The sequence below is a fragment of the Geminicoccus flavidas genome (assembly GCF_009806515.1).
Lineage (GTDB): Bacteria > Pseudomonadota > Alphaproteobacteria > Geminicoccales > Geminicoccaceae > Geminicoccus > Geminicoccus flavidus.
In genome coordinates this window covers 1-11,153 of sequence record NZ_WUJP01000042.1, presented here as the reverse complement: position 1 = coordinate 11,153, position 11,153 = coordinate 1, and the positions used below count along the sequence as shown (strand labels likewise).

Annotated in this window: 14 protein-coding genes; 2 read left to right on the top strand and 12 right to left on the bottom strand. The window is 63.4% G+C overall.

What is annotated here, in order from left to right:
- Positions 1-522: 522 nt before the first annotated feature.
- Positions 523-753, top strand: a complete 231-nt coding sequence (locus EQG76_RS01140) for a hypothetical protein (protein WP_159709841.1) — start codon at positions 523-525, stop codon at positions 751-753.
- A gap of 249 nt (positions 754-1,002) precedes the next feature.
- On the opposite strand, the gene EQG76_RS01135 is transcribed toward EQG76_RS01140, so the two are convergent.
- Positions 1,003-2,490 carry a sulfatase-like hydrolase/transferase gene (locus tag EQG76_RS01135; protein WP_159709839.1) on the bottom strand — a complete coding sequence of 496 codons (1,488 nt, stop codon included), beginning with the start codon at positions 2,488-2,490 and terminating at the stop codon, positions 1,003-1,005.
- Between the two features lie 853 nt (positions 2,491-3,343).
- Complete coding sequence (locus EQG76_RS01130; RefSeq protein WP_159709837.1) at positions 3,344-4,171, bottom strand: MlaA family lipoprotein; 828 nt, start codon at positions 4,169-4,171, stop codon at positions 3,344-3,346.
- A gap of 290 nt (positions 4,172-4,461) precedes the next feature.
- Between EQG76_RS01130 and EQG76_RS01125 the strand changes: the two genes are divergently transcribed.
- The gene (locus EQG76_RS01125) at positions 4,462-5,046 is read left to right on the top strand and encodes a TetR/AcrR family transcriptional regulator (protein ID WP_159709835.1); all 585 of its coding nucleotides are present in this window, start codon (positions 4,462-4,464) and stop codon (positions 5,044-5,046) included.
- 200 nt (positions 5,047-5,246) lie between these two features.
- Here EQG76_RS01125 and EQG76_RS01120 read toward each other — a convergent pair whose 3' ends face one another.
- The 10 genes from EQG76_RS01120 to EQG76_RS01075 form a co-directional block, all read right to left on the bottom strand.
- Complete coding sequence (locus EQG76_RS01120) at positions 5,247-5,690, bottom strand: hypothetical protein (RefSeq protein WP_159709833.1); 444 nt, start codon at positions 5,688-5,690, stop codon at positions 5,247-5,249.
- Positions 5,675-6,235, bottom strand: a complete 561-nt coding sequence (locus EQG76_RS01115; RefSeq protein WP_159709831.1) for a hypothetical protein — start codon at positions 6,233-6,235, stop codon at positions 5,675-5,677. Before EQG76_RS01115 ends, EQG76_RS01120 begins: the two co-directional genes overlap by 16 nt.
- 130 nt (positions 6,236-6,365) lie before the next feature.
- The gene (locus EQG76_RS01110) at positions 6,366-6,653 is read right to left on the bottom strand and encodes a hypothetical protein (RefSeq protein ID WP_159709829.1); all 288 of its coding nucleotides are present in this window, start codon (positions 6,651-6,653) and stop codon (positions 6,366-6,368) included.
- Between the two features lie 62 nt (positions 6,654-6,715).
- Entirely contained in the window at positions 6,716-7,444 is a 729-nt protein-coding gene (locus EQG76_RS01105) for a hypothetical protein (RefSeq protein ID WP_159709827.1), read from the bottom strand.
- A 229-nt stretch (positions 7,445-7,673) separates the two neighbouring features.
- Positions 7,674-7,874, bottom strand: coding sequence for a hypothetical protein (locus EQG76_RS01100; protein ID WP_159709825.1), 201 nt, complete (start codon positions 7,872-7,874; stop codon positions 7,674-7,676).
- A 29-nt stretch (positions 7,875-7,903) separates the two neighbouring features.
- The gene (locus EQG76_RS01095) at positions 7,904-8,290 is read right to left on the bottom strand and encodes a hypothetical protein (protein ID WP_159709823.1); all 387 of its coding nucleotides are present in this window, start codon (positions 8,288-8,290) and stop codon (positions 7,904-7,906) included.
- A 247-nt stretch (positions 8,291-8,537) separates the two neighbouring features.
- Positions 8,538-9,809 (bottom strand): AAA family ATPase, encoded by a 1,272-nt coding sequence (locus tag EQG76_RS01090; protein WP_159709821.1) that lies wholly within the window; start codon positions 9,807-9,809, stop codon positions 8,538-8,540.
- A complete protein-coding gene (locus tag EQG76_RS01085; RefSeq protein ID WP_159709819.1) occupies positions 9,806-10,357 on the bottom strand; it encodes a hypothetical protein in 552 nt (183 codons plus the stop codon). The genes EQG76_RS01090 and EQG76_RS01085 overlap by 4 nt, the downstream gene beginning before the upstream one ends.
- A complete protein-coding gene (locus EQG76_RS01080; protein WP_159709817.1) occupies positions 10,354-10,821 on the bottom strand; it encodes a hypothetical protein in 468 nt (155 codons plus the stop codon). Before EQG76_RS01080 ends, EQG76_RS01085 begins: the two co-directional genes overlap by 4 nt.
- A complete protein-coding gene (locus EQG76_RS01075) occupies positions 10,818-11,096 on the bottom strand; it encodes a hypothetical protein (RefSeq protein WP_159709815.1) in 279 nt (92 codons plus the stop codon). The genes EQG76_RS01080 and EQG76_RS01075 overlap by 4 nt, the downstream gene beginning before the upstream one ends.
- Positions 11,097-11,153: the final 57 nt, after the last annotated feature.

Here is an 11,153-nt window from a genome sequence, read left to right as displayed (position 1 = left end):
CGTTGTCGGTGGGACCAAGCACGTGATGCCCGGCAAGCTTCAGCGCCCACTCGATGGCCATGGCGACCAACCCCTCGTCCTCGACCACGAGGATCAACATCATCTGCATCAATTCTCGAAATAGTAGATATCAGCAAAGGGCGCAGGAGCGATAACGTTCCAATCTACATAGAACGTTAGCCAATCAAGTGATGCGGAATTATTCTCGTCTGGCGAATGGTGTCATGGATCATCTAGCCCTCTCCGGAGTATGAGAATGTATTTAGCACTCAGAAAACTACATGGACATGCAGATCGAAGAAGTTTAACTCGATCAGATCAGCAAGAAACGGCTGCTGCATACTACAAGATCGGCAGCCAGGGGGAGCAGCATGCGTGCATCGGTCTGGGCACTCGTTGCCGTACTGCCATCCGGCGCGGCAGCCTATGCGCAAGAGGTGCCAGAACTGACCGGCACCTGGAGTGGTGCGGGCCCGGCGGTGAGCGAGACAGAAGGATGGGGAGGCCTGCCGCTCGGCGAACATGGCGATCACCGAGCAGCACGGGCGAGTGTTTCGTGGTGAGGTCAAATATGAGAGTGGAGAAGAGGAGTTCGTCGGTGTGATCCAGGCCGACGGCAAGACCATCCTCATCTCGAATAACGACGGCCACGCCACCGGGTATCTCAGCAGCCCCACCGAGATGGAGGTCTGCTACATTGAGGGAGGCGATGAAGCGACTGCCACCTGCACCACCATGGCGCGGGCAGAGTAGGGCAAGCCCCGAAAGATGATGGGATGCCTGATCATCCAATCTCTTGTCTAAACTGCCCCCGTCAACCGCACTCCTTGCACTTCAGCCGTGGCTCCAACTCCGGCAGCGTCTTGTCCCTGCCGTACCTCTGCACCCATACGTCCTTGATCACTGGCGAGCCCCGCTGGCAGCGGTGGCACCAGGCCCCGATACGGCCGTGCGACGGAAGCTCGTCAAGCCGGGCAAGACATCCGTAGATCGCCGGATCATCTAGAGCAGGCACTGCTGCCCAAGCTGCTCGGGGCTCACTGGCTGTTGCTTAGTCGGCTCCACCCACTCAGCGAAGGTGCTCCGCGCCGGCAGCAGCGGCAGTTGCGTGCCAAGATAGGTGTTGAACACCAGGCGATACAGATTGACGAGGTTAAGGTCCCGGGAAAGGGCCTGCTGCAGCCGGCCATCACTGGCATAAACCGCAAGCAGGGGTGAAAAGCGCTCGGCAGCGCACGTGTGCTCGAGGCTGTTCTGGTCGAACTGCAAGCCACCGCCATGGTCGCCATGGACAAGGATCACCTTCGGGTTCGGGACCTCCTGCACGAGCCGGGTCAAATAGGCCAGAACCAGCTGGTTGGTGAACTGGAGCTTTTCGACGTAGCCGTCACGGTAGATCCGCCGGCGCTGCGGATTACCATCGGTGAAGTGGGAGCCGTCAGCCAGTCCTCTCCAGCCGCCTTCCGGCTCCACCGGCTCGCCATGTCGGTTCACGTCGAAGGGCGGGTGCGGGGCCAAGGCGTGAACATAGAGGAAGAACGGGCTGGTCAGCTCGCGCTCGTAGGGTGTCTCGAACATGTCGCGCGGCAGGCTAGCTTCCACAAAGCCCCACCTCAGGGCCAGTCGGTGCAGGAGGCTGCGCTCCAGGGTCGTCATGCCGAAATTGCTGATCCAGAAGCGCCCCAGCAGACGATCGACCTGCTCCATCCGGATGGGATCGTAACGTACGTCGAGGGCAGCGGTCTGGTAGCCAAGTCGGGACAGAGCGCCCATCACCGGGTTGGCCTGCAGCTGCTTGCGCAGGCTGCGCCGCAGCGACATTCCCGGCGGCAGTGGCGCCTGCGGATCGAGGTAATCCGTAGACAGCACGCTGGTCATGGCCAGCATGGTCTGGTTGTAGGGCGTGGTCGCCCTGTCGGCGACGGCGAAGTTCAGCCGGCGCAGGCTGTCTAGAAACGGCGTGTTGTCGAAGCCGTAGAGGTTGGCCAGTACGTCCTGACGCGAGTAGCCGTCGAGCACCACGTGGACAATGTTGGGCAGAGAACCGACGGGGCGGGCGGCGGCCAGCAGACTATCACGTTGCTCGGCGGCAAGTGTGCGCACTGTTGCATCGTCAGCCTCGGCTTCCTGCCAAAGCAGTGTTGCCAAGGGCAGAGCCAGCATCACGCCTGCGATAACGTTGGCGATTCGCGTCAGGTTCGGACCTGGGCGGGCCAGGATGACGATGAGGATGGCGAGGACGAGCAGGACCGCCAGGAGAAGGATGTCGGGCAGCGGGCCGATCAGGCGGCCGATCGTCTCGCTGAAGAAGATCTCGAGGCGGTCGAAGTGGTAGATCAGGATGACGATCAGCGTGGTGCACAGCGCGCCGCGGTAGATGTCCCTCAGCACTGCACCAAAAAGAGCCGTCAGCAGCAGCGCCACGAGAAAACCGGCGATGGCAGGACGCATCGCAGCCTGGACATCCGTCATGCCGAGGTCGCTGGCCATCAGGTACAGGGGATAGTGGGCGGCCAGAAGCAGAGGGTAGAGTGGTAGAATCGATGGCCTTCTGAACACGATCAGATCCCCTAGCAGCCTACCAAGGGTATGGTGCGGAGGGCACCTTTCCATGTGTCACCGATAGCGTAATCTCTGGGATAGGCTATGGTTAAATTTGTGGCTTACTCAGGCCGATGAGCAACTCGCGACGAAGCTAGACGTGGGCGAGGCCACCACGTGAGGCAGCGTCCTCGTGACGCCCAATTCTACCTGCACATCCTATCGGCCTCCGCTCCGGGCTAGCTGCATCCTGGCGAGCGGAGACACCGGGTTCACCTGGTGCTGGCGAGGCAGGGCAGCCGCAGCTCCCATCGGACTACGTCTGAAGGAGCCGCATTTGGTTCATGTATCAAACGAGCGACGGGAGGCCTTCCGGCTGGCCGTCGAGTTGAAGGCATGTGACCGCGAGGTCGCCGGCCGCTTGTGGAACTGCACGGACATCATGCCCAGCGATCTGTGCGCTAATCTCGGCCTGCCTGCAGGCTGGACCTACGCACGAGGAGCACGGCGGGTGAAGGCTACCAGCTATTACTGGCAGTTAGCTGGGAGGCGGGGATGATCACCGCCAGACAGATCCGTGCAGGACGTGCGCTGCTGGGCTGGACCCAACGCGAGCTGGCGGAGGCTGCTAGCCTCTCGCTGGCTTGCGTGAACACCATCGAGCGGAAAGCCGATGTTCGAGCCATGGCGGTTGCGATATCTGTTGCAGACGGTCAGCCTCAACCATCACGACCCAAAGAGACACGCGTATCCCTTTTCTACGCCCCCGAAGGTTTTTAGGCTGCAGCGGGCTGAACCGAATTCACTGCACCGACCGGTCGTGCAGGTCACGGTGGATCTGGTCGTTGCGGCGGCGCATCCATGTATCGCGCGTGATGACATACTCGTCGATCGTGTGGCTGTGCCTGTTGTCCTTCCCGAGTGAGCCGGCACGCGTGTTAGCAACTCGTAATGCCTTCAGGCCCATGGTGACTTGGCTGTTGTCGATATATCCGATTGGCGACAGCGGCATGTCCCCAACCTGTCCCAATGTATCACGCAGGGTTCCTGGACCCATCAAGGGTAAGACAAAATAACGTGAATCGCTCCAGCCCCAGACACCCATAGTCTGACCGAAGTCTTCAGCATGGCGAGGAATGCCGGCAGCGCTAGCCGGGTCAAGAAGACCTCCGATGCCAACAGTGGTGTTCATTGCGAACCGTCCCAGAGTTTGTAGTGCAGGAGCCGGCTTGCCCTGTAGTACCTGATTCACCAGGGTAACTGGAGAGCCCATGTTACTAAAAAAGTTGCTTACGCCTGTCTGCACCGGTTCAGGTGTTACGGTGTCGTAGGCGGAAGCGACCGGGCGCACGACCCACCTGTCTGCCGTGCGATTGAAGCGGTCGACGGCCCGGTTGTACGGCTCCCATGGATCATTGTCGGGTGCGGTAGGCCCCGCTGGCACAGTAGCATCTTCATTCTCTGCCTGATGCGGCACGTCAGCACCAAGCAGCGCACTGCTGACCGTTGCCGAGCTCGCCGGCGCCGAGGGAATGACTACCGAAGACTGCACAGGATCGCTTGTTTTGCTGGTGCAGGCGCAAGTCAATAACGCACAGAGGGCTAGCGTATAAGAGTATCGGATAGTCAAGTTCGTTCTCCGGATCTGGCGGCACGTCCAAGACAAAACGAGCGTGCAAAAATGGGTGGCCGAGCCGGACGCGAAGCGCGGACTAGACCTTCTCCTGTAGGTAACGGGTCAACAAAAGGATATCCGGCCGGCTAAACCGGCCAGAAGATCGACACAGTTGCCTCACGAACGGCCTCATAATGAGGCCGTATCCCATCTGCACCCTTGCTACATCTAGATGCGGACATGCATCTTATAGGCGGGAGCAAGAAGGTCAATAAGATGCTTTCGTGCATCTTAATGCGGAGGTGATGTTGGAGGCCCGGAAGGCAACAAGGAGGCGTGGGGCAGCGCTGGATCAGGCGATACTGGGCGCCGCCTGGAGCGAACTGGTCGAGCGCGGCTACGCAGAATTCACGCTCGAAGCGGTCGCACTTCGTGCAGGCACTAGCCGGCCCGTGCTTAGCAGGCGGTGGACAGGGAGAAAGGAACTCGCGAAGGCAGCATTAACTCACCAACTTGAGCAGCAGCCGGTCTCTGTGCCGGATCTGGGTTCGGTGCGGGACGAATTAGTAAGCCTCCTGCAGCAACTGGCGGGTCGAGGGCATGTACTTATTGTAGTAATGGCCAAAATGGCTGGGTATCTGGCAGAGACCAACTCTAGCTTAGAAGACCTCCGGCGGGATCTTGCTAAGGGCACTATTGATCACGTTCTCAAACGGGGAGTTGAACGCGGGGAGGTTGATGCCAGCAGGCTGACGCGGAGGATCACAGCACTTCCCATTGATCTGATACGTCATGAGATGATGATGAACATGAAGCCCATAGAGGCTTCTGTCGTCGAAGAGATCGTAGACGACATTTTCATGCCGCTTGTGCGGACCCCGGCTCGTTAGGCCCAAGCCAGTATTAGAATAGATCTCAAAGGAACTAAGAGTGGCTCGCCGAGTATATGTAGTTCCAGGCAACAAACACCGACGCGAGTCTGGAAGTGCGTGAGGAAAGGACGCGCTAGACGTTGACGAGCGAGGTCTGTGCCATTCCGGTAGAGGAGCATGCGCAGGCACCGGCTCTGGTGCAGCTGCTATCCAGAGCATCAAGCCTTTTTGTCGTTGTCGTTCCTTTTCGCCGTAGAACAACTAGACGCACACGCTTGTGCCCGACCACGCTCGGTTGGTTGCGCTCTTACGGGCTGCGGTACTGCGAGCTTTGCCAACCGCTCGGCATAATCCTGCAGCCGCAGATGCGAAACGTTGTAGCGGAGGTCCAGGATCTGGCGGTGCCGGATGTCGGCGATGAGCTCGTCCAAGATCCGGTCAGCGGTGTACCTCACTAGCTGGTCCCGCGGCAGCACGCGGATGTGCTCGACAATCGCCGCCAGGTGCTGGATCGCGATCGGACAGGCGTCGCGATCGATCTGGCTCTGCCATTCACTCAGGAACTGTGCGGTGCGGACGTCGATGATCTCCTTCTCGACCAGGAGGGCCGGGAGCGAGGGCAAGCGATACATCGAGTGATCCTTCGTCAGGACGGCTGCCATGCCGCCGGGCTGGCCGCCTGCTCCGCCTGCACCTGGTGGGCATAGGCTGTCGCAGCCTCCCAGTCGGGCTCGACGATCATCTCGCTCGGCAGCCAGCCCGGCTCCTCCTCTTCCAGCCATGGTGGGATGCCGGCCTTCTTGGCTGAACTATCCGCAAACGACATCAACATCACGAACAGCCAGCCGGCCGTTTTCTCGGCCTGCTCCCGGCTCAATCCTGATGCCATCATCGGCCCGGCCGCCAACCACTGAAAGTTGGCAAACAGCTCGAGCCAGGCGATCACCCACCCGCCATGTGCCGGGTCCGGTACTCGTAGCAGGATCTCGCAGCCGGGCGGACACTTCCCGGCCATCTTGCTCGCGGCTGGCTTGTCCGCGGGCCTGAGCAGCGCGGGTGCCGCCTCCGACAGGCGCCAGCGCGGAGAACCATCCGGCCCCAGGTCATAAGGCAGGACGTTCTCGAGGCGCTTGCCGACCGTCCGCCGGTCCAGCTGGAACTCGACCGATAGCGCGTTGATCGACCAAGACTGGCGAGACATCGCCATGATGAGACTCCTGTCTCATGTGGTGGAACACCGTAGAAAATTCTGTGGCTAGAGAAGCCATGCGCCCGCGCCCCCCGCATTACCGCAAGGGGCCAGGAAGAACCTACGAAACCCAGGCATAGGACCACGGTCAGTGCTTCAGCGATCGATCGACCGGCTCATGGAACGCTGTGGCCAGGCGGCCCACGATCCAGTCACCGGCCCGGATCCGCTCGCGCAGGCCGCAGCCTTCCTCTCCAGCCGCCTGCTCTGCGGCCTGTCTGGCAGCCGCCATGGCTGCCAGCATGAGGTCGGGGACGCCGCCCTGTGCCTGAAGCGCTGCCTGCTCCAGGGCTACCAGCCGGGTCGACAGATCTGCGTTGACCGGGTCGGCATGCCGAAGGATCAGGTCGATCTCTGCCTGCAGATCAGCGGCCATCTGTTCACCAGCCTGTCGTGGAGCCTCGGACACGATCGGTAGGGCAGGGCGGCGTCGCATGGTCAGGCTGCCTGCAGGTCGTTGGCCGGCTCCTGCACGACCTCAGCTTCCGCACGAGCCTCGGCGGCGGCTGCCCTCAGCTTGCGCACGGTCATGTCGACCCGAGCGAATTCGGGAGGCATGGTTGCCGATCGCATGGCATGGTCGAGCTTCCCCGCCCGGCTGGGCTGACCATTGTCGACACAGAACTCGCTGAGACGGATGCTATCCAGGCACCGCGCCAAGTAGCCGCCGCCGACCGCCAGATCTGCTTGAGCCAGCGGGACTAACTCCGTGGTCAAGATGGCGGTAACCCTGTCCAGGACCGCAGTTGCCTGTTCGGCCAAGGCAAGGCGCGCCTCGCCTTTAGCCTGCTCGATGGCCTCCAGGAGCTTGGTCCGCTCCTCGGCCTCGCGCGCCAGCCGGGCCTCAAGCCCACGCCGCGCCCCCTGTGCCGCATCCAGCTCGGCACGTTCGCTGGCCAGCCTCTTGGCGGCGGCGGTGACTTCCTTGGCCAGCGTGGCCGGTGGCACCTCGGGCACCTCATCGAGCGCAACCGCGCCCAAGGCCAGGTCGTGTTCGGCTGCCAGACGATCGCGCTCGGCCTGCGCCTGGATAACTTCGACCTGGGCTCGGTCGGTACGGTCGGTTGCGATCAGGAGCGCCTGCCTGGTGCGGGCGATCTTGGCTTCGATAGCCTCAGCCTCCCGGATGGCATGGGCGAGGGAGGCGGGGAGAGCAATCTTGGTCATCGGTAGTCCTTGAGTTGAAGATGTGAATTCTGGCGAGTGATGGTCCGTCGGCGCCGGCGTCGAGGTGAGCCGCGGACAGGCGGTAGGGCGTCTTGCCGGGCCACCGTCCTAAACAGCCGGTAGGCCTGACGCTGATCGGCGCCTGCGGCAGCCAGAAGCGCCATGCCGAGGGAGAAGAAGGCCAAGGCCACGAAGCTCAACACCGCGGGCTGGTCAGCGGGCCGGCGGGTCATGGCAGGTCACCACGTCGTCGGGGGTGGGCATCGCAGTCCGGGTCCACCAGCGGATCCAGCCGCGCTTCCAGCCGATCGAGCTGAGCGAGCGAGCGGATGAGTGAGCGGCGAAGGCGCCCGATGGTCTCGAGAGCATCGTCGTAGTCACCGATCTTGAGGGAGAAGGCGAGGCGGCGGCCATTCAGGCGTGCACCCACCAACCGGCGTTCTAGTCGCATGGATGTTCTCACTCAGAGGGGTGGGGGAAGACAGCGGAAGTCGCGTGCTCTGCGGGCTCCAGCGCTGCGAACACGCGGGCCCAGCGCTGCGACGTGAGCAGCACCCGGCCCGTAGCGATGGCATCCAGGTCGTGCGGCCGGATCTTCAGTGCCGCTGCCGCCACCGCCCGCAGGTCCGGCCGCCGCTCCAGGAGTTGCGCCAGCCTGGCTGCCTTGCGTGCCGAGCTGCTCGGAATGGTTGGCTTTCTCGCGTGCTGCTGGGCAGCAAGGGCCTGCAGCTCTGCGACGACCGTCCCCAGGGCATCAGCCGCCATGGCCGTGCGGCCGCGGGCGAGCAGCGAGCCGATGCCTTGCAGGCGGCTGGCGAGGCAGCCGGCGCACTGGCAGGCAGTCATTGCTGTTCCTCCGCCAGGACGTCGGCGAGGGATGGGTGGGCTGTCTGCAGGTGCACCGAGGTTCCGGTTGCACCTACGTCCGTTTCGGGCTGCACCGCGCACCGCACTAGAGTGGGGGCTAAAGCCCCCCACTCAGGTGCGTGCACGTGCCGTCTGCTTTGCACCGGGGTACCTGGGTGCAAATTGGAACCTGGGTGCGCATCCTGGGTGCGGACCCTGGTGCATCCATCAGTGGTGGTAGGGCTGGTCATTCGGCAGCCTCCGGATATCGGTTAAGGTCGATGACGGACCCTTCGGCGGACCCACCCTCCTCCGCAGGCTCGTCATCATCCCGGCGGTCAGTGTTGGGCTGATCCGCAAGCGGAATGGTTCGGGCGATGCCGGTGATGGGCACGCGGTTGGGCTTCTTGCCGACGACTGCGTTGGCGGTAATGACGCCATCCTTGAACAGCGCCTCCATCGCGGTCGTGAGTTGCCGCACCGAGCACCCGAGCCCGAGCTCGGCGGCGATGATGGCCTTGGGTGCGAAGTTCGGCGCGCGGTTCGAGTGCGAGATGGCGCGGCCTTGCCGGGTCAGGATGTCGAGCGCCGAGAGGAAGATCGTCTTGTATTGGGCGAGCTCCTGGTAAGCGCTGATCTTGTCGGCCATGGAAGCTGGCGCCTTGTCGGCCAGCCACATCACGCCATTGTCGTCGCGGATGAGCTCCTCTTCGAACTCTGGGGCGTAGTTGGCCTTGCTGAGCCTGAGGAAGAAGCGACGGGCACCGTCTTCATCCTTGGTCTGCAGAAAGACGCGTGCCCGGACAGTACCATTCCAACTGGTGCTGCCGCTGAACTCAGCTCCATTCTTGGGCGGATGCGCGAGCAGCAACACGCAACTGTTGGTGCCGAGGGCGAGCCCGGCCATCAGGTTCAGGAAGACGGTGACCGCGGCACGCTCGTTCTCATTGCCGGGGAACGTCTGGGCCACCGTGTCGACCACGATAAGGTCGACCTTGTTCTCGATAGCGGCAGTCTTCAGAGCGTCGAATGCCGCTGTTGGCTTAGCCACACCGGTACGGTTGTCGAACTCGACCAGCGCATTGAGCGTGCCCACTCTGGGTGCCAGGAGGATGCGCTTGGCCAAGGTGGAGGGGAGGCCAAGGCTGCGCTGCAGGCGATGCAGACGCCGATGCAGTTCCTCGGCCTCATCCTCGCAGCTGTAGACCAGAGTCGTGCCAGCGGTGGTTCCCCGCCCCAGGAACGGCTCGCCATGTCTCAGGCACTCGGCCAACTGCAAAGCCAGGAAGCTCTTCCCGACACCACCATCGCCAGCCAGCAGGACAGCGGCCCGCCTGGGCAGGAGACCCTCGACCACGAACTCCCGGCGCGGCGGCTCGACGCCGTCCAGGGTGCTGGCATCGATGAGCTCCAGTGGCTCAGGCTGCGGTTGATCCGCATGCTTGCTTGGCTCGTATTCCGGCGTCTCTCCCCGAGCAAAACGCTCTTCGGCAGCAGCGCGGTCCTGGTAAGTGCTCACGCAAGCCCTCCCGCGGCACCACGGGCCAGGCCGTTGCTGATATGCTTGGCGATCTCGGCGCGCGTGCCGGGGGTGCCAGCTGCCAGGGCGGCCGAGCCAAGGGCAGAGAAGACCTCATCATGGCTGGCCTTGCCCTCGCGGATCAGGTCCATCGAGCGCGCCGCACAGCCGAACAGGGTCATCCGCCGCCGGCCTTCGCCAGCCTTCAGGATGGCCGCATAGAGGTGGTCGAGGGTCAGCCCACCGCCGTCACGCCGAGCCGGCTGATAGCTGTTCAGGTCGATCTTGGGCTTCGGTGCTTCCGGCGGAACCACCAGGGGCACCGTGTCCCGATCGCCCCAGAAGAATATGACCCGCTGCGGCACCGGATCCGCCATGCCGACGAAGACGGGGGCGCTGGTGAAGATCTCCTGCGCCGGCCGCAGTGTCGCCACGTCGACCGGCGCACCCTGCAGGGCCCGCTCGACCTCGTGACCGCGCAATGGCCGATCGAGCATGATCGACAGCCGGAACCGCATGCCGGCGGTCAGCGCGGCTTGGCTCGTCATTGTCGCGACGAAGGCACAGACCCGGAACTCGGGCGGGAGGTGCTGTCGACGAACCAGCGGATCTCGTCGACGGCATGCTCGGGCATGAACCAGTCAGGACGCCGCGCCGGCGCATTGTCGACGTCCAGCTTGGCCCAGGCCTTCGGCACGTCCTCCAGCGTCCGCTCGAACAGCTCGCCCGTCTGTTCATCGAGCCGGTCGTGGGCGAGCCGCCGCATTCGGCGGGGATCGGCATTCGGCCGCACGGCACCGCGCACTACGAGCACCCTGCGGCAGGTGAGCAGCCGCTGCACCAGGCGGTACATCGCGTTGGCATCCGGCACGATCACCGAGGCGGCGCGGAACCACTTGGCCTTGCCTCTGGCCTCGATCCTGCCGTCAGCGTGAATGGTCTTGTGGCACGGCACACGCGCCTCCAGGACCGTGACGTCGTAGGGGCCGCCGCCCAACTGGGTGGCGCTCATGGCGCCACCTGCTGGGCATGGTGCCGGGGCACTGAGGTGAAGCTGCGATAGGTGCCGCAGCCTTCGCAGCTCCAGGTCGTCGACCGCTCGGCCACGACCACCAGCATCGCCGCGTTGCGATGCAGGCGCTGACAGTTCCGGCAGGCAAAGCGGTGCCGTCCGGCAGCCAGCCTGGTCAGGTTCACCCCGAGTTCAGCACAGGCGGCAGCCAGCATGGGCCGTACCTGGACCTGACCGTGCTTGGGGAGGGGAGTGTGGAGGTTGGCGTTCCTCATGGTGCCGCCTCCCGCGCCATCAGCGACGGGTTCAGGCGACGGGCCAGGGCGAGCTCA